Here is a 23,812-nt window from a genome sequence, read left to right as displayed (position 1 = left end):
CTCCCGTCATAAAAAAGCAGAAACGGCAATGAAGCATCTTGGTCTTCATTGCCGTGCATTATATTACCCGGATCTGGTCGCTTAGTGAACGTCGCGCCAGAATTCCTTCTTCAACAGCACAGTGAAGATGAAGAAGATCACGATGAAGCCAAGCACCCAGAAGCCCATACGTTCACGCTCCTGTTGTACCGGTTCAGCCGAGTAGACCAAGAAGTTTACCAGATCCAGCACCGTCTGATCATACTCTTCGTTATTCATTTCACCATTGCCATCAGATTTGATGCTGACAACCTGATGGGTTTCCACGCCATCGACCGTGTGAGTGGCAAACTCGGCACGGGGGGTTCCCTGCAACGGCTCCAGTACATGGGGCATGCCCACGGACGGGAATACGGCGTTGTTCACCCCGAACGGACGGGTTTCATCCACATAGAAGGAGCGCAGATAGGTGTAAATCCAGTCAGCACCACGCACCCGGGCAACCAGCGTCAGATCGGGAGGCGGCGCACCAAACCACTTGGCGGCATCCTTCTCCGAGACCGAGTTTTCCATCAGGTCACCAATCTTGGCGCCATTGACGATCAGATTGTCAGCCATCAGATCGGCCGGGATCCCCAGATCCTCTGCCACCCGGTTGTAACGCTGGTACTGGGTGCTGTGGCAACCAAAGCAGTAGTTCATGAAGGTGGCGGCGCCACGCTGCAGAGAAGCCTTGTCGCTCAGGTCATAGTTGGCCTTGTCCAGATGCACGGCCCCGGCATTGGCAAACACCAGTGACGGCAGCAGGGTCAGCACTGCAAATATTATTCTTTTCATTTAAATGTCACCCTCTCCGGCAGCGGCTTGGTGCTTTCGTTCTTGCTATAGAAGAACAGCAGGACGAAGAACCCGAAATAACCCAAGGTACAAATTTGGGCAATCAGCGTCAGAGTCGGCGTCGACGGCAGCACCCCGAGGATCCCCAGAATCACGAAGCACACCACAAACTGGGCAATGTTCAGCTTGTGCAGTTTGCTGCGATAGCGCACCGAGCGCACCTTGCAGCGATCCAGCCACGGCAGCAGGAACAGCACCACAATGGAGAGACCCATCATGATGACGCCAAGCAGCTTGTCCGGCACCGCCCGCAAAATGGCGTAGAACGGCGTGAAGTACCACACAGGCGCGATATGTGCCGGGGTTTTCAGCCCGTTGGCCACTTCAAAGTTCGGCTTCTCGAGGAAGTAACCCCACATATCCGGCTTGAAGAAGATGATGGCGCAGAAGAAGAACAGGAAGCCCGCCACACCGATCATATCCTTGACGGTGAAGTAAGGGTGGAACGCCACAGCATCCAGCGGCCAGCCGTTTTCGTCCTTGTGCTTCTTGATGTCGATGCCATCCGGGTTGTTGGACCCCACCTCATGCAACGCCAGAATGTGCATGGCAACCAGCATCACCAACACCAGCGGCAATGCGATGACATGCAGCGCGAAGAAGCGGTTCAGGGTCGCACCGGAGATGACGTAGTCACCGCGGATCCACAGGGTCAGATCGTCACCGATGACCGGAATGGCGCCAAACAGCGAGATGATGACCTGAGCACCCCAGAATGACATCTGGCCCCAGGGCAGCAAGTAGCCCATGAAGGCTTCCGCCATCAGCACCAAGAAGATCAGCATGCCGAAGATCCACAGCAGTTCACGAGGCTTCTGATAAGAGCCATAGATCATGCCGCGGAACATGTGCATGTAGACCACGATGAAGAATGCAGACGCGCCGGTTGAGTGCATGTAACGCAGCAGCCAGCCGTACTCCACATCGCGCATGATGTACTCCACGGAGGCAAACGCACCTTCCGCAGAGGGGTTGTAGTTCATGGTCAGCCAGATACCGGTGATAATCTGGTTGACCAGCACCAGCATGGCAAGCGAGCCGAAGAAGTACCAGAAGTTCAGGTTCTTCGGTGCCGGATACTTGGCCATATGGTCGTTGTACATGGCCGTGAGCGGGAATCGATAATCGATCCAGCCCATCAGTTTACTCAACATGGTCAGGCCTCCTTGCCATCGGCACCGACCTGAATGGTGGTGTCATTAATGAATTGATAGGGCGGAATGACCAGGTTCAGCGGTGCAGGCACCCCCTGGAACACACGGCCGGCCATGTCGAACTTGGAGCCATGACACGGGCAGAAGAAGCCGGACGTGACGCCCTGCACCTGCTCGCCAAAGCTGTCAGGCAGATAGGAAGGTGAACACCCCAAGTGGGTGCAAATACCGACCGCGACAAAAATTTCGGGCTTGATCGATCTGTACCCGTTATGGGCATAGTCAGGCTGCTGCGGCTCTTCAGATGAGGGATCCCGCAGCTTGTCATCATGGGCAGCCAAGGCATCCAGCGTCTGTTTGGTGCGTTTCACCACCCAGACAGGCTTGCCTCGCCACTCGACACGGATGAGCTGACCCGGTTCCAACTTGCTGATATCGACTTCAACCGGCGCCCCGGCTGCTTTGGCCTTGGCACTCGGATTCCATGACTTTATAAACGGCACTGCGGTAAACGCAGCTCCTACCCCACCAACGGCAACCGTTGACCAGGTAAGAAATCTGCGGCGACCGGTATCAACTGGCGCATTGCTCATCCAAAAACTCTCCCATGTGGACTCCGCACATTCTTATAGTGTCCCTGTTCCCCATTTTTCCCGTGACAACAGCGGCGGAAGCTGGATTTACAATTGCCACAGAAAACAGGGGAAATTTTAAAGAAAAGATAACAACTTGACAAGAAAGAGCGGTGAGCAATGAAAACAATAAAGAAACAATTTTTTGTCTTTTGTGACGCGTGGTTAGCATTGATGTCGGTAATATTACCAATAAAAAAAGCCTGGCGGCTGCCAGGCTTTTTTGACACTCGAAAGAGTGAGTACCAAAAGCGAATTAACGCTTGGAGTACTGCGGACGCTTACGAGCTTTGTGCAGACCGACTTTCTTACGCTCAACCTTACGGGCATCGCGAGTAACAAAGCCAGCTTTACGCAGTTCGGAACGCAGGGTTTCGTCGTACTGCATCAGAGCACGAGTGATACCGTGGCGGATCGCACCAGCTTGACCGGAGATGCCACCACCGTTAACGGTGATGTACAGATCCAGTTTCTCGGTCATCTCAACCAGTTCCAGCGGCTGACGAACTACCATGCGGGCAGTCGGACGGCCGAAGTACTGCTCCAGGGAGCGCTGGTTGATTACGATCTTGCCGCTACCCGCTTTGATAAATACGCGAGCAGTGGAGCTTTTGCGACGGCCGGTACCGTAGTATTGATTTTCTGCCATGTTGCCAGTTCCCGATTAGATATCCAGTACTTGAGGTTGCTGAGCAGCATGAGCATGCTCGGCGCCTGCGTAAACTTTCAGTTTACGGAACATGGCACGGCCCAGAGGACCTTTCGGCAGCATGCCTTTGACGGCTGCTTCGATTACCATTTCCGGTTTACGCTGAATCAGCTTGTCGAAGCTGATTGACTTGATACCACCCGGGAAACCGGAGTGAGCGTGGTACATTTTGTCGGTAAATTTCTTACCGGTTACGTGTACCTTCTCAGCGTTTACAACGATGATGTAATCACCGGTGTCAACGTGCGGAGTGTATTCAGCTTTGTGCTTACCACGCAGACGAGCAGCGATCTCGGTTGCGATACGACCCAGAGTTTTACCTTCTGCGTCCACAATGTACCAGTCACGTTTTACGGTTTCTGGCTTGGCAACGAAAGTTTTCATTAAGTTAAACCCAATTACCTGTTACAGACCCAATTGCTTATGGGGGCTCTCCCACAAACAACAAACGATGGCCTACCTGTACCCCTTCGAATACAAGTAAAGCTTAAAGTGTTGCTGTCTTATCGACAGCTGTAACGTGGGCCGGGCGATTATAAGTGAAGTTGCCTTAAATATCACCTGCTAATTTCACTGCCATGAAGCTAGCAAATGTCGCCCGGCCCTACCTGCCGCAGATGCCCATCCGACTGGCAGGCGCGGTATTGTGACTAAGGAAGGTGCACTCTGGCAAGGTATTCGTGCGATTGCATTTCCTGAAGCCGTGAAAGACAGCGTTTGAATTCGAAATTCAGCAGCCCTTCGCCATAGAGTTCTGCCATGGGAACCGCCGCCGACATGATGAGCTTGACGTGCCGTTCGTAGAACTCATCGACCATGGCGATGAAGCGGCGAGCCGCGTCATCCTTGCCTGCACCCATTGGCTGCACATTGGCCAGCAAGACGGTATGGAACAACCTGGCCAGCTCGATATAGTCGTTCTGGGAACGGGGAGTACAGCAAAGTTGCTCGAATTCCATATAGAGCACCCCTTCCCCCATCCCCAGTGACGTCAGCTGACGATGATTGACCTCGAACGTCCCTTCGCAAGCCGAGTGACCACCGGTTAATTGCTGAAAATAGTGGTCAAGATTGGCTTTTGCCTGCAAATCCAGCGGGCAGTGATAAATCTCGGCTTGTTCCAGCGTACGCAGGCGATAGTCGATACCGCCATCCACGTTAAGTACCTCGCAATGGCGCTCGATAAGCTCGATAGCAGGCAGAAAACGGGCTCGCTGCAGCCCGTTGCGATAAAGATCCTGCGGCGGAATATTTGAAGTAGCGACCAGCACAACGCCGTGACCAAACAGCTCCTGAAACAGCGTGCCCAGCAGCATGGCGTCGGTGATATCGGAGACAAAAAATTCGTCGAAACAGATGATGTCTGTCTCGCTGGCAAGCTTGCTGGCCACCAGCTTGAGCGGATCGGACTGCCCGCTCAGCCCCTGCAGTTCATCGTGAATGCGGTGCATGAAACGGTGGAAATGGCTGCGCATCTTGCGCGTCCCCGGCAGGCTGTCGAAAAAAGTATCCATCAGCCAGGTCTTGCCTCGGCCCACTCCGCCCCACATATAGATACCCAGGACGGGCTCCGGCGGCTTGGGCTTTTGCAGCCAACCCAGCAGCCCTCGAGATCTGGTCGGAGTCGGGCGCCGTAGCAAATCCTGATACAGTCGCTCCAGCCTGCTGATGGCCACCCCCTGCGCGGGGTCGGCCACAAAGCCGGGGCGCAGCAGATCCTGCTGGTATTTTTGCTGCGGTGTCATCCTTGAGCGCCTCTCCAAGTCCCTGAATCGAGGACAAAATGGTATCACGGCCTCAGGACGCACGGTATAGTGCCTTCAAGGCATGGCGGTTATGACGACCGCATAAACCCACTCTGTTTTAGCTGTAACAAGGAGCATCTATGAGTCTGTTAACTGGGATCCTGCTGGCTGTCGCGGCCTTGATTATCGGTATCGTTCTCGGCCGTTTTTCGGTGCGTAGCCGCGATGCTGGCCGTCTGGAACAGGAACTGAAAAAGGCCCACAAGGAGCTCGAAAGTTATCAGGGCCAGATCAACACCCACTTCGCCGACAGTGCCGCGCTGATGGAACAACTGGCCGAGCAGTATCAGACCCTCTATCGCCACATGGCCGAGCAGAGCAAATTCCTGGCCAAAGCGCAGGAGCCCCTGTTCCGCGAGTCCTTGGTAGAAGAAGCCCCTGCCAATGTGGCAGAAGAGCAGGGCGTTCCGCCTCGCGACTATGCGGGTGCCTCTTCCGGACTGCTCAAACAACCAAACTAGTTCCTCGAGGAACTAATTGGCCAGTCCCGTGGTCTGACCTTGACGATTGCAATGCAACTTTTTCTGGGAGCTGTTTTTCATATGCGTAAACCTCTTTCCATGCTCAGTGTGCTAGCCCTCAGTGTCGGTATCGCCATGTCTGCGGCCCCTGCTCAGGCTGCACTGCCTTCCCTGTTAGGCTCAAATCAGGAGATGCCAAGCCTGGCGCCTGTTCTCGAACAGGTCACCCCGGCGGTGGTCAATATCTCGGTTTCTGGCAAAAAAATTACCCGTCAGCGTCTGCCGGAGCAGTTCAAGTTCTTCTTCGGCCCCAACATGCCCGACGAACAGGTGAGCGAGCAGCCGTTCCAGGCGCTCGGCTCCGGTGTCATCGTCGATGCCAAGAAGGGTTACGTGATCACCAACGCCCACGTGGTTCACGAGGCGGACGAGATCAAGGTCAACCTGAAGGATGGTCGTGAGTATGCGGCCAAGAAAATCGGTGAAGACAAACAGTCCGACATCGCCCTGCTGCAAATCAAGGCCGAGGATCTGGTGCAGATCAAGTTCGCCGACTCCGACGAGCTGCGGGTGGGTGACTATGCGCTGGCCATCGGCAACCCGTTTGGTCTGGGTCAGACCGTCACATCAGGTATCGTCAGCGCGCTGGGTCGCAGCGGCCTCAACATCGAGAATCTGGAAAACTTCATCCAGACCGATGCGGCCATCAACTCCGGTAACTCCGGCGGCGCCCTGCTCAACCTGCGTGGCGAGCTGATCGGTATCAACACCGCGATTCTGGGCCCGAACGGCGGCAACATCGGCATCGGCTTTGCCATCCCCTCCAACATGGTGCGGGATCTGACCGAGCAGATCGTCAAGTACGGTGAAGTGCGTCGCGGCCAGCTGGGTATTACCGGCACCGAGCTTACCTCAGACATCGCCAAAACCTTCGGCTACAACAAGAAGGATGGTGCCTTTGTCAATCAGGTCATGCCTGATTCGGCGGCCGACAAGGCGGGCATCAAGGCCGGCGATATCATCGTAAGCATCGATGGCAAACCGGTTCGCTCCTTCGGTGAGCTGCGTGCCAAGATCGCCACCATGGGCGCTGGCAAGCAGGTCGAGCTGGGATTGATCCGCGATGGCAAATCACAAACTGCCAAGGTGACCCTGAAGCAGGCCGATGACAGCGAAGTGCGCGCCAGCGCGCTGCATCCGGCACTGGAAGGGGCCAAGCTGAGCACCACTACCGACCCGGTCTCCGGCGTCGCGGTGGCCGACATTGATCCTCGCTCTCCGGCAGCCGCTTCCGGCCTGCAGAAGGGGGACATCATCATCGGGGTCAACCGCCTGCGCATTAACACCCTGGGCGAGCTGACCAAGGCGCTCAAGAACAAGCCTGACGTGCTGGCGCTCAACATCCAGCGCGGTGACTCCTCGCTCTATCTGGTGATCCGCTAACGCTCAAGTTGTTCGCCACTCCCTCCATCACCCGCGGCCTTCACCGCGGGTGATTTTTATCCATCGATAGTGTTATTCTCTGCGCGCAGCCTGTACGGATGAGAATGACATGAAAATCCCCCCTTTAGTCAGTTACTTGGGCAAGTCTGTCGGTTTTGGTTTGACCGTCGCGGCGCTGCTGTTGCTGCTGTTTCCCCATTTTCGCGGTGGTGCCCAACTGCCCGGCATCATCACCAATGCCCGTGAACTGAGTTTCTCCTATGCCGCCCATCGGGCAGGCCCTGCCGTCGTCAACATCTACACCCGCAGCTTTGCCCCCAATCAGGGCAATCAGGGAGAACTACGCCCGCAAGGGCTGGGTTCCGGCGTCATCATGAACCAGCGCGGCTATGTGCTGACCAACTACCATGTCATCGCCGATGCCGACCAGATCATCGTTGCGTTGCAGGATGGCCGGGTCTTCAGCGCCGAGCTGGTCGGCACCGATCAGCTCACCGACCTCGCCGTGCTCTATATCGAGTCAGACAACCTGCCGGTGATCCCGCAGGATCCGGAGCGACTACCAGAAGTGGGGGATGTGGTGCTCGCCATCGGCAACCCCTACAACGTCGGCCAGACCATCACCCAGGGCATCATCAGTGCCACCGGCCGCACCGGCCTCTCCAGCATGGGGCCCGACAGCAATGGCCGTCAGGATCTGCTGCAGACCGATGCCGCCATCAACGAGGGCAACTCGGGGGGGGCGCTGGTCAACGGCCGTGGCGACCTGGTGGGCATCAACACCGCCACCTACCACCTCAACGGCAACCAGGAGAGCTACGGCATCAGCTTCGCCATCCCCTACCGGCTGGCAAAACGGATCATGGATGAGCTGATCGCTAACGGTCGGGTGATCCGCGGCTACCTCGGGGTCTCCAGCGTCGAGATCAATCCCATCGTCGCGCGGATGATGAACCTCGGCGACCTGCGCGGTCTGGTGGTGGAGAGTCTGGACCCCAACGGCCCGGCGGCCAAAGGCGGTCTGCAGCGAGGGGATGTACTGCTCAAGATCAACGGAGAGGCCATCAGTGGGGTGCGCAGCGCCATGGACAAGATTGTCGAGAGCCGCCCCGGCACCAAGCTGACCATCTCGGTATTCCGTTCCGGCAAGCCGCTGGAAGTGGTGGTCACCATAGAAGAAGATCTGCGCTATCAGCAGAGAATGGCCAGCTCGAGCGCCGCATCGGCCAGCTAAGGCGCAGCTCCGGCTGTGGCGCTGCGCGCTTGTCATGAGGGCGATTATATTACTGACGAGATAATCGACCGCGACTGGGATTCATCGATGCAACAATGAGGTCGACTATCCCCTGCTGCCATACTGCAAACCCTGAATCATTACACAGCCGATCACTGCATTGCGGATCAGAATAAAACGAGGAGTGGCTACTCCTCGTTGAAGCCGGAGGTGAACAGCTCCACCACGGCGGCCAGGGCCTCGACCTCTTCGGGGCCCTCAACCTGTACTTCCACCTGCCGCCCTTGCGCGGAATCCAGCATCAACAGGCCGATGATGCTGTCAGCATCGGCCTCCACACCATCTTCATTGCGCAGCAAGACATGGGCATCGAAACCCTGCACCAGCTCGAACAGCATCATGGCCGGTCTGGCGTGAATACCCAGCTTGTTTTTCACTTCAACCGAGGCGGAAACAGTCATCGGGTCGTCCTATTGATCCATCAGGATTGGGGGGAGCTCTTGTCGAGAGTGCGGTGGCGGATCTGCACGTTCTTGCCAAGCAAGCGGAACGCGCTGGCCAACCGCTCTGCGATAAAGACCGAACGGTGCTGACCGCCGGTGCAACCGATGCCCACCGTGAGGTAGCTGCGATTATTGCGCTCCAGATGGGGTAACCAAGTCACCAGAATGTTTTCGATCTGCTGGGTAAACAACATCACATCGGCCTGCGCCGAGAGGTAGTTGGCGACCGGCGCATCCTTGCCGGTAAACGGCTTGAGCTCGGGGATCCAGTGCGGGTTGGGCAGGAAGCGGGCATCGAACACGAAGTCGGCATCTTTGGGAATGCCGTACTTGAACCCGAACGACTCAAACACCAGCACCAGCTCGTTCTCTTTCTTGCCGAGCACCCGGGTCTTGATGAGCTCGCTCAGGTCGTGAATGCTGAGGTTGGTGGTGTCGATACGCAGATCCGCAGTTGAAGAGAGGGGCGAAAGCAGGTTGGTCTCTTCCCGAATGGCCTCATCCAGCGACAGCTTGTTGCGTGACAAGGGGTGCAAGCGGCGGCTCTCGCCATAACGCTTGAGCAAGGTGCCGTTGTCGGCGTCGAAGAAGAAGCTGGAGAACTTTACCCGCCCTTCATTGCGCACCTGGGCCAGCAGATTTTCCAGTTTCTCCGGATCGCTCGGCAGGTTGCGCACATCGATACTGACCGCCAGTTTGTCATACTGGCTCTCGACCGAGACAATCAACTGCGGCAGCAGATTGACCGGCAGGTTGTCCACACAGTAATAACCCAGATCTTCCAGCACTCGCAGGGCTACCGTTTTACCGGAGCCCGAACGTCCACTTACCACGATTAACTGCATCTTGTTCCCTCACGCCAAAACGGGTGTCTCATCCTTGGCCTGCTGTCAGGCCGAGGTCATGATCTGATAGAGCTCTTCGTCACTGGTTGCCTGACGCAACTGGCGGCAGACCGCCTTGTCGCCGAGCTTGGAAGCCATCAGGGAAAGGGTCTTTAGATGCTGCTTGCACTCGCTTTCCGGCACCAGCAAGGCAAACAGCAGGTCAACCGGTTGATTGTCGATGGCGTCGAAAGGAATAGGGTCGGCAAAGGTCATCAGGATCGCGGTTGGCGGGAATTCATCATCAATGCGACCGTGGGGGATCGCAATACCGGCACCGATCCCGGTACTGCCCATTTTTTCGCGGGCCAGCAAACATTCGAACAGCGCCTGACGGGAAGTGCCAAGGCGTTCGGCGGCCAGCTCGCTGATGATTTCGAGGGCGCGTTTCTTGCTGGTACAAGGGACTGCACTCTTGGTGCAGTCCCGACTCAGTATGTGTTCAAGTTGCATAGTTATTTTTTGTTTAACTTATCTTTGTGCTTGATGATCTGCCTGTCCAGCTTGTCGAGCAAGGTGTCTATCGCAGCATACATATCGGCATGTTCAGAGTTGGCGAAGACTTCACCCCCGCTGACGTGCAATTTGGCTTCCGCTATCTGGTTCAGTTTTTCCACGCTAAGCACCACATGAACATTGTTGATGTGGTCGAAGTGACGCTCGAGTTTGGCAAATTTGTTGTTCACATAATCACGCAGAGCTTCGGTGATCTCGACATGGTGTCCGGTCAGGTTAATTTGCATAACATCATCCTTTTGTTTTGCCTAAACCAGGCGTTTGCGCTGATTGGAAGGTGGGATAAACAAGGATTCGCGATACTTAGCGATCGTGCGTCTCGCCACCATAATACCCTGTTCGGCCAGCAAATCCGCGATCTTGCTATCACTTAACGGCTTGGCAGGGTTCTCTGCCGTGACCAGCTTCTTGATGAGCGCGCGAATTGCGGTCGATGAGCACTCTCCTCCTCCTTCGGTGTTCACATGGCTGGAGAAAAAAAACTTTAATTCGAAGATACCACGGGGGGTATGCATGTACTTCTGGGTCGTCACCCGGGAGATGGTCGACTCATGCATCTCCACCGCTTCGGCGATGTCGTTGAGCACCATGGGCTTCATCGCCTCTTCACCATACTCGAAAAAGCCCTGTTGCTGCTCGACAATACAACTGGCTACTTTCAGCAGGGTGTCATTGCGACTCTCCAGGCTCTTGATGAACCACTTGGCTTCCTGCAAATGGGAGCGGATAAACTGGGTGTCGGTGCTGCTGCGGGCATTGCGGGCCATGGCGGCATAGGTCTCGTTGACCCGGATGCGGGGAGCGGAGTCAGGATTGAGCTCGACCACCCACTTGTTGCCCTTCTTGACCACCGAAACATCGGGGATCACGTACTGGGAGTCGCTCTGGATGATGCCGTTACCGGGGCGTGGCTCCAGCAGCTGGATCAGATCCAGCACCTCCTTGAGGTCGCTCTCCTTGAGTTTGGTCTTGCGGGCGAGGGTACGATAATCGCGGTTGCCGAGCAGCTCCATGTGCTCGAGGATCACCTCCTTGGCCTCATTGAGCCAGGGGGTCTGCGGGTCATACTGCTCCAGCTGGATCAGCAGGCATTCCTGCACCGAACGGGCGGCAATGCCGACCGGATCGAAATGCTGCACCCGCTTGAGCACCGCCTCGACCTCGTCGAGTTCGACCTCCAGCTCGTCGCTACCCACTGCCTGTTGAATGTCTTCCAGCGCAACGGTCAGATAGCCGGATTCGTCGATGGCATCGATGATGGCGAGGGCGATGGCGGCATCCACGTCGCTGAACGGGGTGAGTCGCATCTGCCACAGCAGATAATCCTGCAGGTTTTCGGTGGTCTCCCCCTGATAGACGCTATCTTCCCCATCGTGGATGGGGCCGGCGCTCTGGGCGGTGCCGGCGGAGTAAACCTCATCCCAGGTCGTATCCACCGGCAACTCGTCCGGCATCTGCTCCTGAGCCATGGCATCGCTGGAGTCCATTTGACTGTCATCGACCGGCGCTTCCGGTGCACTCTCCTGCTGCTCGCTCTCTTCCTGCTCCAGCAGAGGGTTGTTTTCGAGCGCTTGCTGAATTTCCTGCTGAAGTTCCAGGGTGGAAAGCTGGAGCAGACGAATCGCTTGTTGTAATTGCGGCGTCATGGTCAGGGACTGACCGAGACGCAACTGTAATGTCGGCTTCATCTACGTCGGGATATCCTTATGTTCAGCGAGGCAGGCGTCAAAGGAAATGAAGGCATGCCCCCTTACTATAGACTGAATTGATCGCCCAAATAGACGCGCTTGACCTGTTCATCGGCGAGGATGTCAGCCGGTGCACCTTCGGCAATCATCTTGCCGTGGCTGACGATATAGGCCTTCTCACATACGTCCAGAGTCTCTCTGACGTTGTGGTCGGTAATCAAGACGCCGAGGCCTCTATCTTTCAGATGCTGAATGATCTTCTTGATGTCTATCACAGAAATCGGGTCAACCCCTGCAAATGGTTCATCCAGCAGAATAAAACGCGGCTCGGCCGCCAGTGCGCGGGCGATCTCGACCCGGCGACGCTCACCACCGGAGAGGCTCTGACCCAGGTTGTCACGAATGTGGGTGATATTGAACTCTTCCAGCAGTTGCTGAACCTTGTCCTCACGCTCCTCGCGGCTCAACCCCTTGCGGGTCTGCATCACCCCCATCAGGTTGTCGAACACCGACAGGCGGCGGAAGATGGAGGCCTCTTGCGGCAGGTAACCGATGCCGTTGCGAGCTCGCACATGCATGGGCTGCAGGCTGATGTCCTGATCGTCGATGGTGATGAGACCGGCATCGCGCTGCACCAGCCCGACGATCATGTAGAAGGAGGTGGTCTTGCCCGCCCCGTTGGGGCCGAGCAGGCCGACAATCTGGCCGGTGCCCACTTCCAGGCTGACGTCACTCACCACCATGCGGCGCTTGTAGCTCTTCTGCAGGCCCACTGCTTTTAACACTGCCATGGTTTATTTTCCCTGCTTCTGCTGATCGGCGGGCTTGTCGAAATTCTCTACCTGATCCGGCAGGAACACGGTCTTGACCCGCTGGTTCGGGCTCTTGCTCTCGGCAATCATCTTCTGTTTGACGATGTCGTAGCGGATCAGATCGCCATTGACCTGACTATCCTCCTGCTTGAGCTGACCGTTGCCGGTGATGGTCACCAGCCGGTTCTTCAGCTCGTAGCGGATGGTGTTGCCATGGGCGTTGACCGGCTTGCCGTTATCCAGGATCTGGAAGAAGGTGGCGGGTTTGCCGTAGGCGGTCATTACCTCGGCCCCTTTCTCGCCGGAACGGGTCACCACCACCTTGTCAGCCTTGATCTTGATGGTGCCCTGATTGATGGTCACATCCTCTTCGAAGGTGATGCGATTGTCCTGCATCTCGGCCACCTGCTTGACGGCATCGACGTAGACCTTCTCGGCAAAGTCGGACTCTTTGGCGGTCACCGCACCACACAACAACAGGGCTGCGAGGGCCAGATTAGCGTTTTTCATTGAAATAGATGGCATGACCTTGATCCAGTAACTCAAAATATTTGCGGTCCAGATGGCCTTTGAGGCCAACCCCTTGGGTCTGGAAATCCCGACCCAGAATATTCACTTCCCGGTTGCTGCGCACATCCTGTGTCACCAGATCCAGCTCCAGATAGGGCGTATCGAGGGTGGAGATGAAGGAGGTGGGCAGCAGACCATCCAGATGCACCTTGTCCCGCAGGATGACGTTGTCGCCGGTGTTGAGCACGCCGGTTTCGGCGGTCACCTTCCACTCGGCGGCCCCCTGCTCGTCATACATGTAGACCACCGGCTTGTCGAAAGTGGCCTGCTCGAGGATCTGATAATACTCGGCGTAGGTCGACTCCAGCCGCTCGGTGCGCTTGCCATTGATATCAAAACGGGTGGTCACCAGATCTTTGGCGACAAAATCCGGCTGATAGTTTTCGATTTTGACGGCGCTCTCCGGCACCAGCTCCACCTTGCCCAACTGCCAGGCGACCAGCGCCACCAGCAGCAACAAGGCGAACAACAGGGTCTGTCTGCTCATACCGAGGCCTCGGGCTGATAGTCGCCGTGACCCTGCGCCTGCAGAATGAGGTCGCACACCTCGCGCACCGCCCCCATGCCGCCGCCGAGACGAGTGACCAGATCGGCACGGCTCAGCACCAGCGGATGGGCATCGGCCACCGCGATACCCAGGCCACAGGCGGTCATCACCGGCAGATCGATGGTGTCATCGCCCATGTAGGCGGCCTGCTCCGGGGTTAACCCCAGCTTGGCCAGCAGCGCTTCGAAGTGCGGCAGCTTTTTATCGGCCCCCTGCACCACGTGGGCCACCCCTAGGCTTTTCATCCGATCGCTGACGATACGGGAGTTGCGCCCGGTGATGATGGCGATCTCGATCCCGGCATTAAGCAGCGCCCGCATGCCCGCACCATCGCGGGTACAGAAGGTTTTCAGCTCTTCGCCGTTGTTTCCCATGTAGATAAGGCCGTTGGAGAGCACCCCGTCCACATCGCACACCAGCAGGCGGATTTGCGCCGCCTTGTCGTACTGGCTGCGCGTCACCGGACCATAGAGGGTCGGTACGTTTTGCATCAAATGACTCCGGCTTTCAGCAGGTCGTGCATATTGAAGGCACCGAGCGGGCGCTTCTCTTCATCCACTACCAGTAATCCGTTGATTTTTCTCGTTTCCATCAGCTTGACGGCTTCTGCAGCCATCATCTCTGGGCCTACGGTAACACAGTTGGCTGTCATCACACGGCTGATGGGGGTGTGATGGATATCGATCTGCTGGTCAAGAATGCGGCGCAAATCGCCATCGGTAAACAGCCCGGCCAACAGGCCATTGCCATCCACCACCGCCGTCATGCCGAGTCCCTTGCGACTCACTTCCAGCAGCGCCTGGCTGATGGTGGCATCGATCCCTACCCGGGGCAACAGCTCGCCGCGGTGCATCAGGTCGCCTACCCGCAGCAGCAGACGCTTGCCAAGGGAACCGCCCGGGTGCGAGAGGGCAAAGTCATCGGCGGTAAAACCGCGCGCTTCCAGCAGGGCGACCGCCAGAGCATCCCCCATCACCAGGGTTGCCGTGGTGCTGGAGGTGGGCGCCAGCCCCAACGGGCAGGCCTCTTTCTCCACCTTGATGCACAGGTGCACGTTGGCCTCTTTGGCCATGGTGGAGGCCGGATTGCCGGTCATGCAGATGAGCGGAATGCCGCGGCGCTTAAGCACCGGCAGCAGGGCCAGGATCTCGTCGCTCTCGCCGGAGTTGGAGATGGCGATGATAAGGTCGCCGCTGGAGATCATCCCCAGATCGCCGTGACTCGCCTCCCCCGGGTGAAGGAAGAAGGCCGGTGTGCCGGTGCTGGCGAGGGTGGCGGCGATCTTGCTGCCGATATGGCCCGATTTGCCCATACCGGTGACCACTATCTTGCCACCGCAGCGCAGCACCATCTCGCACGCCTTGTCGAAGGCGTCGTTCAGATACTGATAGAGTCCATCAATGGCTTGCTTTTCTGTGTCCAGCACCGCGCGGGCACTGCGACGAAAATCGAACAGTTCAGACACTTTCTCAGGCTTTACAGACATAAAGACACAGCTCCGGGCCGAAATTAGCTGCGGGATTATAAAAAAGTCTGCCCGGATAAGCGAATCGGATGGTAAGTCCCGCTCCCGATAACGCTCTTGGTTGCAGAAAACTGTCGTGCAAATGGGCTGGCGGCCTGTTCAATAGTTGTTCCTTGCTGTTGCTTAGACCTAGACTACCCCATAAAATTCGCACCTCATTTACACCGGATGGACAATTGTTTGAACAATGACCTGATCACCATCTCCGATCTGACCTTCAGTCACGGAGATCGGCTGTTGTATGACGGGATCAACCTGACCATTCCTCGTGGCAAGGTGACCGCCGTCATGGGCCCGAGCGGCATCGGTAAAACCACCCTGCTGCGGCTGATCGGTGGCCAGCTCAAACCGGAGTCCGGTCACATTCTGTTTGACGGGGAAGATATCCCCACCCTCTCCCGCAGCCGTCTCTACGAGGTGCGCAAGCGGATGAGCATGCTGTTCCAGAGCGGCGCCCTGTTTACCGGCATGACGGTCTACGACAACGTCGCCTTCCCGCTGCGGGAGCACTCCGGCCTGCCGGAGGAGCTGATCCACACCATCGTCATGATGAAGTTGCAGGCGGTGGGCTTGCGCGGGGCGGCGCAACTGATGCCCTCCGAGCTCTCCGGCGGCATGGCGCGCCGGGCGGCGCTGGCACGGGCGATTGCGCTCGATCCCGACCTCATCATGTATGACGAGCCGTTTGTCGGACAGGACCCCATCACCATGGCGGTGCTGGTCAAGCTAATTAAAGAGCTGAACGATGCCCTCGGCATCACCTCCGTCATCGTCACCCACGATGTGAACGAGGTGCTGACCATCGCCGATTACGCCTACATCATCGCCAATCGCAAGGTGGTGGCGCACGGCACACCGGAACAGCTGCGCGAGGAGCACAATCCCGAAGTCGAGCAGTTCCTCAAAGGATTGCCCGACGGTCCTGTTCCGTTTCATTTTCCGGCAGGCGACCTGCTACAGGATCTGTGATGTTGATAAGTCAAATAAGCAAGCTGGGGCGAGTTGGCGTGCGCGTCATCAGCGCCGTCGGCCGCGCCACCATCATGTTGTTTCATGCGCTGGCGGGCAAACCAGAGCCGCGCAAGCACTTCCCGCTGCTGGTCCAGCAGCTCTATGTGGTGGGCGTGCAGTCGGTGGCCATCATCCTGGTCTCCGGCCTGTTCATCGGCATGGTGCTCTCGCTGCAGGGTTACAACGTATTGAAAGACTTCGGCGCCGAGCAGAGCCTGGGCCCGCTGGTCTCCCTCTCCCTGTTGCGGGAGTTGGGCCCGGTGGTAACCGGCCTGCTATTTGCTGGCCGCGCCGGTTCGGCCCTGACCGCCGAGATTGGCCTGATGAAGGCCACCGAGCAGCTTTCCAGCCTCGAGATGATGGCGGTCGACCCGCTGCGCCGGGTGGTGGCCCCCCGCTTCTGGGCCGGTGTCATCAGCATGCCGCTGCTGGCCTTTATGTTCAGCCTGATCGGTATCTTCGGTGGCAAACTGGTTGGCGTGGATTGGCTGGGGGTGGACGAAGGGGGCTTCTGGTCTGCCATGCAGTCCTCCGTCGACTGGGGTGAAGACATCATGCAGGGCGCCATCAAGAGCCTGATCTTCGCCCTGGTGATCACCTGGATTGCGCTCTTTAACGGCTATGATGCCAAGCCGACCTCGGCCGGGATCAGTCAGGCCACGACCCGTACCGTGGTCCACTCATCCCTCGCCGTGCTCGGCCTGGATTTTATACTCACCGCAGTCATGTTTGGATAAGGTAAAGATGAAGTTCAGCAAAGTAGAATTCCTGGTCGGCACCTTCATGCTGGCTGGCATAGCAGCCATTCTGGCACTGGCCCTGCAAGTGGCCGGTTTGAGCTTCAAACCGGAAGGAGAAACCTATACCCTGCGCGCGCATTTCGATAATATCGGCGGCCTGAAAGTGCGCTCGCCGGTCAAGGTCGGCGGCGTGGTAGTGGGTCGGGTCAGCGACATAACACTGGACCCGAAAACCCAGGTGCCCGAAGTGACCCTGATGATGCAAAAGAGTGCCGGTGAGTTTTCCGAAACCAGCTCGCTCTCCATCCTCACTTCGGGCCTGCTCGGCGAGCAGTACATCGGCCTGATGCCAGGCTTCAGCGATGAGGAGATGGGCACCGCCATGCTCAAAGACGGTGACCTGATTGAAGACACCAAATCCGCCATCGTGCTGGAAGATCTGATTGGCAAGTTCCTCTACAGCCAATCCTCCGACAGCAAATCAGACAGCAAGAAGGAGTAACCATGTTCAAGAAGATCGCCCTGCTGCTGGGTCTGATGACCAGCATGCTCTTTTCCCTGTCTGCCCAGGCCGCAGTCGATGCCACCGACCCCAACGCGCTGGTGGATCAGGCTGCCAAGCAGACCTTCGCCCGCCTGAAGGCCGATCAGGCCCAGGTGAAGAGCAACCCGGATCACCTGCGGGTGATTATCCGTGAAGAGCTGCTGCCCTATGTGGACAACCGCTTCGCCGCCTACAAGGTGCTCGGCAACCAGATTAAAGAGACCACCGAAGCGCAGCGCAATGCCTTCGTCGAAGTGTTCACCGAGTACATGGTGAGCTCCTACGCCGACGCGCTGGCCCATTTTGACAAGCAGACCGTCAAGGTCGAGCCGGGCAAAGCCCCCAGCGGCAACATCACCGCCGTCAACGTCAGCGTGAAAGAGGCCGGCAAGCCGGACATCTTCCTCGAGTTCAAGCTGCGCAAGAACAACAAGACCGGCGAGTGGAAAGCCTTCGACATGGTGGCAGAGGGGATCAGCCTGCTCTCCGCCAAACAGAGCGAGCTCGGCGGTTTGATCCGCCAGAACGGCATCGATGCGGTGATCGCCCAGTTGCGCGAACACAACGCCAAGCCGTTGGTGCTCAAGTCATGACCCTCTGCGGTGATCTGCAGGCGCCACAGGTCAATGACCTGTGGCAACGCCGTGCCGACTGGTGGCAGGACGACCGGCTCGATCTCGGCGGCGTCACCACCCTCGACTCCGCCGGACTGGCCCTGCTGGTCAAATGGGCCAAAGCCGCATTAGCGCGAGGCGCCACACCGCAACTGGTGGGCGCCTCCAGTGATTTCTATACCCTGGCCAACCTGTACGGGGTGGCCGGGCTGTTTCAGTCAACCCCGCTCACAACCGAGGACGCATAATGCAAGTCTCTGAAATTGAAGCGATACTCCTTGAGGCTCTGCCATTGTCCGAAGTCCATGTCAAAGGGGACGGTAGTCACTACCAAGTGATCGCCGTCGGCGACATGTTTGACGGCATGAGCCGGGTCAAGAAGCAGCAGGCCATCTATGCCCCGCTGATGGACAAGATCGCCAGCAACGCCATTCACGCCCTCTCAATCAAGGCGTTCACCGACGCCGAGTGGAAACGCGAACGTAAATTCCTATTGCCCTCCTGATTTGGTAACGAAGTAAAAATGGACAAATTCAAAATCGATGGTCGTTGCACTCTCAACGGCGAAGTGACCATCTCCGGCGCCAAAAACGCCGCCCTGCCGATCCTGTTCGCAACCCTGCTGTGTGATGAAGAGGTACACCTCTCCAACGTGCCGCGTCTGAAAGATGTGGGCACCACCATCAAGCTGCTGGAGATGCTGGGCGCGACCACCAAGGTCAACGGCAACGTCACCGTACTGACCGGTGCGGTGAACAACCACGTCGCCCCCTACGAGCTGGTGAAGACCATGCGCGCCTCCATCCTGGCGCTGGGCCCGCTGGCCGCCCGTTTCGGTGCTGCCGACGTCTCCCTGCCCGGCGGTTGCGCCATCGGTGCCCGTCCGGTCAACCTGCACGTCCACGGCCTGGAGCTGATGGGTGCCAAGATCACCATCGAAGATGGTTACATCAAGGCCCGTGTCGATGGCCGTCTGAAAGGCGCCCACATCCTGATGGACATGGTTTCCGTTACCGGTACCGAAAACCTGATGATGGCCGCGACCCTGGCTGATGGCCGCACCGTGATCGAAAACGCCGCGCGCGAGCCGGAAGTGGTCGATCTGGCCAACTTCCTCAATACCCTGGGCGCCAAGATCCAGGGAGCGGGCACCGACACCCTGACCATCGACGGTGTCGAGCGTCTGCACGGCGGCAGCTACAGCGTCCAGCCCGACCGTATCGAAACCGGTACCTTCCTGGTGGGCGCAGCGGTCACCGGCGGCAAGATCACCTGCCGCAAGACCGACCCGACCCTGCTGGAAGCGGTGCTGGTCAAGCTGGAAGAGGCTGGCGCCCTGATTGAGAAGGGTGAAGACTGGATCACCCTCGACATGACTGGCCGCACCCTCAAGCCGGTCACCATCAAGACCGCCCCCTACCCGGCCTTCCCGACCGACATGCAGGCACAGTTCACCGTGCTGAACGCCGTCGCCAAAGGCACCGGCATGGTCACCGAGACCATCTTCGAGAACCGCTTCATGCACGTTCCCGAGCTGGTCCGGATGGGCGCAGACATCGAACTGCAGGGCAACGTAGCCATCTGCCGTGACACCGAGCAACTCAAGGGTGCCCAAGTGATGGCGACCGACCTGCGCGCCTCTGCCAGTCTGGTGCTGGCCGGCTTCGTGGCCGAAGGCTCCACCATCGTCGACCGTATCTATCACATCGACCGTGGCTACGAAGACATCGAGCACAAACTGCAAGGTCTCGGCGGCCGCATCGAGCGCATCAAGGGCTGATAACCCCCTGATCGCAGGCCGATAAAAAGGCCCCCTCGCGTTGGCGAGGGGGCCTTTTTCATGGTTTCGGTTCTGTTGAAACCGGGATCAGTGACCCGCCAGCTTCATATTTTCCACTAGCACCGAGCCGGTCTTGAGGCTGGAGCGCTCATCTTCGTCACTGCCCACCGCCACGATGTGGCTGAACATCTCGGCCAGATTGCCAGCGATGGTGATCTCCTCGACCGGATAGGCGATCTCGCCATTCTCGACCCAGAAACCGGCGGCGCCGCGGGAGTAATCGCCATTGACGATATTGACCCCCTGCCCCATCAGCTCGGTCACCAGCAGGCCGGTGCCCATCTCTTTCAGCATGCCCTGAAAGTCCTGGCCGGAGTTGGAAACCTGCCAGTTGTGGATGCCACCGGCATGACCGGTGGTGGTCAACCCCAGCTTGCGGGCGGAGTAGGAGGTGAGCAGCCAGCTCATCAGCTCGCCATTGCGGATGATATCCATATCGCGAGTACGCACCCCTTCCCCATCGAACGGAGTACTGGCGAGCCCGCCCAGCAAATGCGGGAACTCCTGAATGGTGAGCCACTCGGGCAGGATCTGCTTGCCCAGCTTGTCGAGCAGGAAGCTCGACTTGCGATAGAGGTTGCCGCCGCTGATCGCCATCACCAGATGGCCCCACAGGCCGGAGGCGGTATCGGGGTGAAACAGCACCGGCGCATGGCGGGTGGAGATCTTGCGGGCGCCGAGGCGGGAGACGGTACGCTCAACGGCTTCGTCGGCAATGCGCTGCGGACTCCAGAGCCCGTCGAGGGTACGGCTGGAGGAATAGCCGTAATCCCGCTGCATATCGCCATCCTGCTCGCCGATCAGCACGCAGCTCAGGGAGTTGCGCGAGGCCGCGTAGCCTTTGACGAAGCCATGGCTGTTGCCATAGACCTTGATGCCGAGATGGCTGGAGAAACCGGCGCCGTCGGAGTGCTTGATGCGGGCATCGCGGCCGAGCGCCAAGCGTTCGCACTCGATGGCCAGCTCGATGCCGCGCTGGGGATCCAGTTCGATTTGGTGACACAGTTGCAGGTCGGGGGCATCCCAGGCCAACAGCTCGGCATCAGCCAGACCGGCGCAATCATCAGCCGAGGTGTGGCGGGCAATCTCGATGGCCGCTTCAACAGCGGCACGAATGGCGGGTTTGCTCAGATCGGTGGTCGAGGAGGATCCCTTGCAACCATCGCGATAGACGGCGATGCCGAGGGCACCATCCTTATTGAATTCAATGCTTTCCAGTTCACAACCCCGGGTATTCACCGACAACCCGGTCTGCTTGCTGATGGATACTTCGGCCAGCGAGGCGCCCAGTCCCGTGGCTATCTCCAGGGCTTCGGCAACCACGGCCTCGAGATGGGCTTGATCCTGGCGGATTTGGTCTTGCTGATCCATAACTCACATCTATATGAAAGAAGGAAAGGGGGGTAAGCATATCAGACCCCTGCGCCCAGCGGGAGAAGCTGGTAACATATCCACCAAACGTGAATGACAGGAATCAAGAGACCGATGAGTCAATATCAAGACGACAACGAGTTCGAAGACTGGGGCCCGAGCAAGAGCCAGCTCAAACGCGACGCCGACGCCCTGCAAAAAATGGGCGATGAGCTGGTCAGCCTTAGCCACAGCGAACTGGAAAAAGTGCCGATGGACGAAGAGCTGGCTGATGCGATCGAGCTGGGGCGCAAGCTCAAGCCGAAGAAAGACGAATCCTATCGTCGCCATCTGCAGTTCATCGGCCGTCTGATGCGCAACCGCGACCCGGAGCCGATCATCGAAGCTCTGTCGATCTTCAAGAATCGTCACTCCACCGTGAATGCCCGTCTGCATCGGCTGGAGCAGTGGCGTGAGCGCCTGATCACCGAAGGTGACAGCGCCCTCAACGAGCTGATGTCCCAGTTCCACGAGCTGGATCGCCAGAAGCTGCGCCAGCTGATCCGTTCCGCCAACAAGGAGCGGGAGCTGAACAAGCCACCGGTCGCCTATCGCGAGATGTACCAGTATCTGCGCGGCGAGATCGAAGATCTGCTGTGATCCCCGACACACGCCTCCCTCGCGGAGGCGTGTTTCTATTGACCCTTTTTCCCCTATCCATCCCCCGCCATCCTACGCGTTTAATATATCCACCATTCAGGCGACACGGCCACGACACCCCATCTGAACAGCCCCGTTAAATCGCCACTTCAGAGCAGGCCAAAACAAACTCGTTAACAATTTGGCATCATTTTGTTTGACATATTGAACGGCCTTGGCAGACTGGAGAGAGGATCCAGGCTGTTGCTGCCCAGGCTGACCGACGATTCTGCCACCCTGCCCGACGCCGGATCCCATGACCATGCCTTGAGGCATGCCCTTGCCCGGTCGGTTTGCAAGGGCCTGCCCAAGGCGCAGGATGAGACTTCAACGCCAAGGATAATCAAGGTGCCCTATGCCAAATCCCCTGCCTCCCGCCACCCGTAAACCGGTCGTGCTGATGACCATGGGCGCCCAGCCCCGCAACGGCCATGCCTATCAGGTGATGACCCACAAATACATCATGCCACTGGTCGACATCAGCGACTGCGTCCCGCTGCTGGTGCCCACCTGTTGCGGCACCGCCGATCTGGAGCAGTATCTGGATCTGGCCGATGGGGTCTATCTGAGCGGCGCCGGTTCCAACATCGACCCGGCCCTCTACGGCCAGGAGAACCTCACCCCGGAGAAACAGCAGGACAGGGATCGCGACCTGTTCGATCTGCCGCTGATCAAAGGAGCGCTGGCCCGTGGTTTGCCGATCCTCGGGATCTGCCGCGGCATGCAGGAGATCAACGTGGCACTGGGGGGGGACATTCATCAGAAGGTCTACAACGAGCCGGGCTATGACGACCATCGGGAGGATGCCGACGATCCGGTCGATGATCAGTATGGGCCGAGCCATCAGATTGAACTGCTGCCGGGCAGCTGGTTTGCCGAGTTGATGGGGGAAGCGCGGATTCCGGTCAACTCCCTGCATGGACAGGGCATCAACCGGTTAGGGAACGGACTGGAGCCACTGGCCCACGCCGAGGATGGGCTGATCGAGGCGCTTCATGCCCCCACCCTGTCACCCTTCTTGCTGGCAGTACAGTGGCATCCGGAGTGGAAGGCCAATGAAAATCCTCACTCCATCAAGATCTTCCAGGCCTTTGGCGATGCCTGCCGTCAGCGCAGTGCATTGATGGCAGGCCGCTAAGCCCCATCGATTCAGTCGCCAAACCCCCGCGCCTTGAGTTTGGGCAGTCCGCCTCGCTCCGGGCGCAGGGTACGGCAGATATCCATCCCCTTGAGCCCACGCTGGATATGGTCAGGGGATTGGCCAAACACCATGCCGTTGCTGCGGTAGAGGTTGTTGTCATCCAGCTCGAACTTCTCGCCCCCGATAAGCAACTGCTCCCGACCATTGACCGTGTCGCCGTGCTTGATGGGCACCTTCATATCGGTCAGCACCTCGCCGGTGGCACACCCCTCGCGCCAGCGCGCTTCACTGGCGAAAGGGGTAATGGCTATTTCGCGCCAGGAACCATCCCTGAACTCGACCCGGTACTTGTCCGTCAGCAGATCGCAGCCAGCCAGTGGCAACAGGGCCATCAAACAGATGATTTTCTTTGAAAATTCCACGTAATCGCACTCCTTTGCCTTGTCCTGCACAGGATAAATAAATTGCTGCCCCAACGCACCATTTCCCCGCACCGCAGCAGCTATGCTGGAGG

The 23,812-nt window shown here is 58.1% G+C and carries 30 protein-coding genes; 12 read left to right on the top strand and 18 right to left on the bottom strand.

The window, feature by feature from the left end; all coding sequences use genetic code 11:
• Positions 1-81: 81 nt before the first annotated feature.
• The 6 genes from OKC40_RS04465 to zapE all read right to left on the bottom strand — a co-directional run bounded on the left by OKC40_RS04465 (position 82) and on the right by zapE (position 5,116).
• Positions 82-816 carry a cytochrome c1 gene (locus OKC40_RS04465; RefSeq protein ID WP_111806449.1) on the bottom strand — a complete coding sequence of 245 codons (735 nt, stop codon included), beginning with the start codon at positions 814-816 and terminating at the stop codon, positions 82-84.
• Positions 813-2,030: a cytochrome b gene (locus tag OKC40_RS04460; RefSeq protein ID WP_019444835.1), complete on the bottom strand. Its 1,218-nt coding sequence runs from the start codon at positions 2,028-2,030 to the stop codon at positions 813-815. Before OKC40_RS04460 ends, OKC40_RS04465 begins: the two co-directional genes overlap by 4 nt.
• 2 nt (positions 2,031-2,032) lie before the next feature.
• On the bottom strand, positions 2,033-2,623 hold the full coding sequence (petA, locus tag OKC40_RS04455) for a ubiquinol-cytochrome c reductase iron-sulfur subunit (RefSeq protein WP_005336284.1): 591 nt from the start codon (positions 2,621-2,623) through the stop codon (positions 2,033-2,035).
• A gap of 295 nt (positions 2,624-2,918) precedes the next feature.
• Positions 2,919-3,311 (bottom strand): 30S ribosomal protein S9, encoded by a 393-nt coding sequence (rpsI, locus tag OKC40_RS04450; RefSeq protein WP_005336286.1) that lies wholly within the window; start codon positions 3,309-3,311, stop codon positions 2,919-2,921.
• Positions 3,312-3,326: 15 nt separating this feature from the next.
• The gene (gene rplM, locus OKC40_RS04445) at positions 3,327-3,755 is read right to left on the bottom strand and encodes a 50S ribosomal protein L13 (RefSeq protein WP_005336289.1); all 429 of its coding nucleotides are present in this window, start codon (positions 3,753-3,755) and stop codon (positions 3,327-3,329) included.
• 266 nt (positions 3,756-4,021) lie between these two features.
• Entirely contained in the window at positions 4,022-5,116 is a 1,095-nt protein-coding gene (gene zapE / locus OKC40_RS04440) for a cell division protein ZapE (protein ID WP_182938399.1), read from the bottom strand.
• A 140-nt stretch (positions 5,117-5,256) separates the two neighbouring features.
• Here zapE and OKC40_RS04435 point away from each other — a divergent pair, with 140 nt between their 5' ends.
• From OKC40_RS04435 to degS, 3 genes are all read left to right on the top strand, one after another.
• Complete coding sequence (locus OKC40_RS04435; protein ID WP_128834353.1) at positions 5,257-5,637, top strand: YhcB family protein; 381 nt, start codon at positions 5,257-5,259, stop codon at positions 5,635-5,637.
• 81 nt (positions 5,638-5,718) lie between these two features.
• Entirely contained in the window at positions 5,719-7,080 is a 1,362-nt protein-coding gene (locus OKC40_RS04430) for a Do family serine endopeptidase (protein WP_005336295.1), read from the top strand.
• Positions 7,081-7,189: 109 nt separating this feature from the next.
• The gene (gene degS / locus OKC40_RS04425) at positions 7,190-8,314 is read left to right on the top strand and encodes an outer membrane-stress sensor serine endopeptidase DegS (protein WP_042655663.1); all 1,125 of its coding nucleotides are present in this window, start codon (positions 7,190-7,192) and stop codon (positions 8,312-8,314) included.
• Positions 8,315-8,502: 188 nt separating this feature from the next.
• Here the strand turns inward: degS and npr are convergent, their stop codons facing one another.
• From npr to OKC40_RS04375, 10 genes are all read right to left on the bottom strand, one after another.
• On the bottom strand, positions 8,503-8,775 hold the full coding sequence (gene npr, locus OKC40_RS04420; protein WP_005336318.1) for a PTS phosphocarrier protein NPr: 273 nt from the start codon (positions 8,773-8,775) through the stop codon (positions 8,503-8,505).
• Positions 8,776-8,795: 20 nt separating this feature from the next.
• Complete coding sequence (gene rapZ / locus OKC40_RS04415; RefSeq protein WP_182938400.1) at positions 8,796-9,662, bottom strand: RNase adapter RapZ; 867 nt, start codon at positions 9,660-9,662, stop codon at positions 8,796-8,798.
• 45 nt (positions 9,663-9,707) lie between these two features.
• Complete coding sequence (ptsN, locus tag OKC40_RS04410; protein WP_042061522.1) at positions 9,708-10,154, bottom strand: PTS IIA-like nitrogen regulatory protein PtsN; 447 nt, start codon at positions 10,152-10,154, stop codon at positions 9,708-9,710.
• Positions 10,155-10,156: 2 nt separating this feature from the next.
• A complete protein-coding gene (gene hpf / locus OKC40_RS04405; RefSeq protein ID WP_005336323.1) occupies positions 10,157-10,444 on the bottom strand; it encodes a ribosome hibernation promoting factor in 288 nt (95 codons plus the stop codon).
• Between the two features lie 21 nt (positions 10,445-10,465).
• Positions 10,466-11,905 (bottom strand): RNA polymerase factor sigma-54, encoded by a 1,440-nt coding sequence (locus OKC40_RS04400; RefSeq protein ID WP_042061525.1) that lies wholly within the window; start codon positions 11,903-11,905, stop codon positions 10,466-10,468.
• A 65-nt stretch (positions 11,906-11,970) separates the two neighbouring features.
• Positions 11,971-12,696, bottom strand: a complete 726-nt coding sequence (lptB, locus tag OKC40_RS04395; protein WP_005336333.1) for an LPS export ABC transporter ATP-binding protein — start codon at positions 12,694-12,696, stop codon at positions 11,971-11,973.
• Between the two features lie 3 nt (positions 12,697-12,699).
• A complete protein-coding gene (lptA, locus tag OKC40_RS04390) occupies positions 12,700-13,227 on the bottom strand; it encodes a lipopolysaccharide transport periplasmic protein LptA (RefSeq protein WP_042061528.1) in 528 nt (175 codons plus the stop codon).
• Complete coding sequence (gene lptC / locus OKC40_RS04385; protein ID WP_042655661.1) at positions 13,214-13,774, bottom strand: LPS export ABC transporter periplasmic protein LptC; 561 nt, start codon at positions 13,772-13,774, stop codon at positions 13,214-13,216. The genes lptA and lptC overlap by 14 nt, the downstream gene beginning before the upstream one ends.
• Positions 13,771-14,325: a 3-deoxy-manno-octulosonate-8-phosphatase KdsC gene (gene kdsC / locus OKC40_RS04380; RefSeq protein ID WP_111806419.1), complete on the bottom strand. Its 555-nt coding sequence runs from the start codon at positions 14,323-14,325 to the stop codon at positions 13,771-13,773. The genes lptC and kdsC overlap by 4 nt, the downstream gene beginning before the upstream one ends.
• Positions 14,325-15,320 (bottom strand): KpsF/GutQ family sugar-phosphate isomerase, encoded by a 996-nt coding sequence (locus tag OKC40_RS04375; RefSeq protein WP_042655659.1) that lies wholly within the window; start codon positions 15,318-15,320, stop codon positions 14,325-14,327. Before OKC40_RS04375 ends, kdsC begins: the two co-directional genes overlap by 1 nt.
• A 207-nt stretch (positions 15,321-15,527) precedes the next feature.
• Between OKC40_RS04375 and mlaF the strand changes: the two genes are divergently transcribed.
• The 7 genes from mlaF to murA are packed head-to-tail and all read left to right on the top strand — an operon-like array spanning position 15,528 to position 20,048.
• Positions 15,528-16,328: a phospholipid ABC transporter ATP-binding protein MlaF gene (gene mlaF, locus OKC40_RS04370; protein ID WP_270794244.1), complete on the top strand. Its 801-nt coding sequence runs from the start codon at positions 15,528-15,530 to the stop codon at positions 16,326-16,328.
• A complete protein-coding gene (mlaE, locus tag OKC40_RS04365) occupies positions 16,328-17,107 on the top strand; it encodes a lipid asymmetry maintenance ABC transporter permease subunit MlaE (RefSeq protein ID WP_042655657.1) in 780 nt (259 codons plus the stop codon). The genes mlaF and mlaE overlap by 1 nt, the downstream gene beginning before the upstream one ends.
• Before the next feature lie 7 nt (positions 17,108-17,114).
• Positions 17,115-17,612, top strand: a complete 498-nt coding sequence (gene mlaD / locus OKC40_RS04360; RefSeq protein ID WP_042655656.1) for an outer membrane lipid asymmetry maintenance protein MlaD — start codon at positions 17,115-17,117, stop codon at positions 17,610-17,612.
• A gap of 2 nt (positions 17,613-17,614) precedes the next feature.
• Positions 17,615-18,247: an MlaC/ttg2D family ABC transporter substrate-binding protein gene (locus tag OKC40_RS04355; protein ID WP_270794242.1), complete on the top strand. Its 633-nt coding sequence runs from the start codon at positions 17,615-17,617 to the stop codon at positions 18,245-18,247.
• Entirely contained in the window at positions 18,244-18,516 is a 273-nt protein-coding gene (locus OKC40_RS04350) for an STAS domain-containing protein (protein WP_075112948.1), read from the top strand. Before OKC40_RS04355 ends, OKC40_RS04350 begins: the two co-directional genes overlap by 4 nt.
• Complete coding sequence (gene ibaG, locus OKC40_RS04345; RefSeq protein ID WP_005306001.1) at positions 18,516-18,773, top strand: BolA family iron metabolism protein IbaG; 258 nt, start codon at positions 18,516-18,518, stop codon at positions 18,771-18,773. The genes OKC40_RS04350 and ibaG overlap by 1 nt, the downstream gene beginning before the upstream one ends.
• An 18-nt stretch (positions 18,774-18,791) precedes the next feature.
• On the top strand, positions 18,792-20,048 hold the full coding sequence (murA, locus tag OKC40_RS04340) for a UDP-N-acetylglucosamine 1-carboxyvinyltransferase (protein ID WP_182938404.1): 1,257 nt from the start codon (positions 18,792-18,794) through the stop codon (positions 20,046-20,048).
• Between the two features lie 87 nt (positions 20,049-20,135).
• On the opposite strand, the gene pmbA is transcribed toward murA, so the two are convergent.
• Positions 20,136-21,479: a metalloprotease PmbA gene (gene pmbA / locus OKC40_RS04335; protein ID WP_270794238.1), complete on the bottom strand. Its 1,344-nt coding sequence runs from the start codon at positions 21,477-21,479 to the stop codon at positions 20,136-20,138.
• Positions 21,480-21,593: 114 nt separating this feature from the next.
• On the opposite strand from pmbA, the gene yjgA reads away from it, so the two are divergent.
• Positions 21,594-22,118, top strand: a complete 525-nt coding sequence (gene yjgA / locus OKC40_RS04330) for a ribosome biogenesis factor YjgA (protein ID WP_042061545.1) — start codon at positions 21,594-21,596, stop codon at positions 22,116-22,118.
• Positions 22,119-22,512: 394 nt separating this feature from the next.
• The gene (locus OKC40_RS04325) at positions 22,513-23,295 is read left to right on the top strand and encodes a gamma-glutamyl-gamma-aminobutyrate hydrolase family protein (protein ID WP_270794236.1); all 783 of its coding nucleotides are present in this window, start codon (positions 22,513-22,515) and stop codon (positions 23,293-23,295) included.
• Between the two features lie 11 nt (positions 23,296-23,306).
• Here the strand turns inward: OKC40_RS04325 and OKC40_RS04320 are convergent, their stop codons facing one another.
• Complete coding sequence (locus tag OKC40_RS04320) at positions 23,307-23,690, bottom strand: hypothetical protein (RefSeq protein ID WP_042655741.1); 384 nt, start codon at positions 23,688-23,690, stop codon at positions 23,307-23,309.
• Positions 23,691-23,812: the final 122 nt, after the last annotated feature.

Origin of the sequence: Aeromonas sp. QDB11 (assembly GCF_027705265.1) — a bacterium.
Lineage (GTDB): Bacteria > Pseudomonadota > Gammaproteobacteria > Enterobacterales > Aeromonadaceae > Aeromonas > Aeromonas allosaccharophila.
This window is presented reverse-complemented; position numbering and strand designations above follow the sequence as displayed.

Coding starts and splice junctions, on each gene's coding strand:
- OKC40_RS04465 (WP_111806449.1), bottom strand. CDS start 816: ATGAAAAGAATAATATTTGCAGTGCTGACCCTGCTGCCGTCACTGGTG.
- OKC40_RS04460 (WP_019444835.1), bottom strand. CDS start 2,030: ATGTTGAGTAAACTGATGGGCTGGATCGATTATCGATTCCCGCTCACG.
- petA (WP_005336284.1), bottom strand. CDS start 2,623: ATGAGCAATGCGCCAGTTGATACCGGTCGCCGCAGATTTCTTACCTGG.
- rpsI (WP_005336286.1), bottom strand. CDS start 3,311: ATGGCAGAAAATCAATACTACGGTACCGGCCGTCGCAAAAGCTCCACT.
- rplM (WP_005336289.1), bottom strand. CDS start 3,755: ATGAAAACTTTCGTTGCCAAGCCAGAAACCGTAAAACGTGACTGGTAC.
- zapE (WP_182938399.1), bottom strand. CDS start 5,116: ATGACACCGCAGCAAAAATACCAGCAGGATCTGCTGCGCCCCGGCTTT.
- OKC40_RS04435 (WP_128834353.1), top strand. CDS start 5,257: ATGAGTCTGTTAACTGGGATCCTGCTGGCTGTCGCGGCCTTGATTATC.
- OKC40_RS04430 (WP_005336295.1), top strand. CDS start 5,719: ATGCGTAAACCTCTTTCCATGCTCAGTGTGCTAGCCCTCAGTGTCGGT.
- degS (WP_042655663.1), top strand. CDS start 7,190: ATGAAAATCCCCCCTTTAGTCAGTTACTTGGGCAAGTCTGTCGGTTTT.
- npr (WP_005336318.1), bottom strand. CDS start 8,775: ATGACTGTTTCCGCCTCGGTTGAAGTGAAAAACAAGCTGGGTATTCAC.
- rapZ (WP_182938400.1), bottom strand. CDS start 9,662: ATGCAGTTAATCGTGGTAAGTGGACGTTCGGGCTCCGGTAAAACGGTA.
- ptsN (WP_042061522.1), bottom strand. CDS start 10,154: ATGCAACTTGAACACATACTGAGTCGGGACTGCACCAAGAGTGCAGTC.
- hpf (WP_005336323.1), bottom strand. CDS start 10,444: ATGCAAATTAACCTGACCGGACACCATGTCGAGATCACCGAAGCTCTG.
- OKC40_RS04400 (WP_042061525.1), bottom strand. CDS start 11,905: ATGAAGCCGACATTACAGTTGCGTCTCGGTCAGTCCCTGACCATGACG.
- lptB (WP_005336333.1), bottom strand. CDS start 12,696: ATGGCAGTGTTAAAAGCAGTGGGCCTGCAGAAGAGCTACAAGCGCCGC.
- lptA (WP_042061528.1), bottom strand. CDS start 13,227: ATGAAAAACGCTAATCTGGCCCTCGCAGCCCTGTTGTTGTGTGGTGCG.
- lptC (WP_042655661.1), bottom strand. CDS start 13,774: ATGAGCAGACAGACCCTGTTGTTCGCCTTGTTGCTGCTGGTGGCGCTG.
- kdsC (WP_111806419.1), bottom strand. CDS start 14,325: ATGCAAAACGTACCGACCCTCTATGGTCCGGTGACGCGCAGCCAGTAC.
- OKC40_RS04375 (WP_042655659.1), bottom strand. CDS start 15,320: ATGTCTGTAAAGCCTGAGAAAGTGTCTGAACTGTTCGATTTTCGTCGC.
- mlaF (WP_270794244.1), top strand. CDS start 15,528: ATGGACAATTGTTTGAACAATGACCTGATCACCATCTCCGATCTGACC.
- mlaE (WP_042655657.1), top strand. CDS start 16,328: ATGTTGATAAGTCAAATAAGCAAGCTGGGGCGAGTTGGCGTGCGCGTC.
- mlaD (WP_042655656.1), top strand. CDS start 17,115: ATGAAGTTCAGCAAAGTAGAATTCCTGGTCGGCACCTTCATGCTGGCT.
- OKC40_RS04355 (WP_270794242.1), top strand. CDS start 17,615: ATGTTCAAGAAGATCGCCCTGCTGCTGGGTCTGATGACCAGCATGCTC.
- OKC40_RS04350 (WP_075112948.1), top strand. CDS start 18,244: ATGACCCTCTGCGGTGATCTGCAGGCGCCACAGGTCAATGACCTGTGG.
- ibaG (WP_005306001.1), top strand. CDS start 18,516: ATGCAAGTCTCTGAAATTGAAGCGATACTCCTTGAGGCTCTGCCATTG.
- murA (WP_182938404.1), top strand. CDS start 18,792: ATGGACAAATTCAAAATCGATGGTCGTTGCACTCTCAACGGCGAAGTG.
- pmbA (WP_270794238.1), bottom strand. CDS start 21,479: ATGGATCAGCAAGACCAAATCCGCCAGGATCAAGCCCATCTCGAGGCC.
- yjgA (WP_042061545.1), top strand. CDS start 21,594: ATGAGTCAATATCAAGACGACAACGAGTTCGAAGACTGGGGCCCGAGC.
- OKC40_RS04325 (WP_270794236.1), top strand. CDS start 22,513: ATGCCAAATCCCCTGCCTCCCGCCACCCGTAAACCGGTCGTGCTGATG.
- OKC40_RS04320 (WP_042655741.1), bottom strand. CDS start 23,690: ATGGCCCTGTTGCCACTGGCTGGCTGCGATCTGCTGACGGACAAGTAC.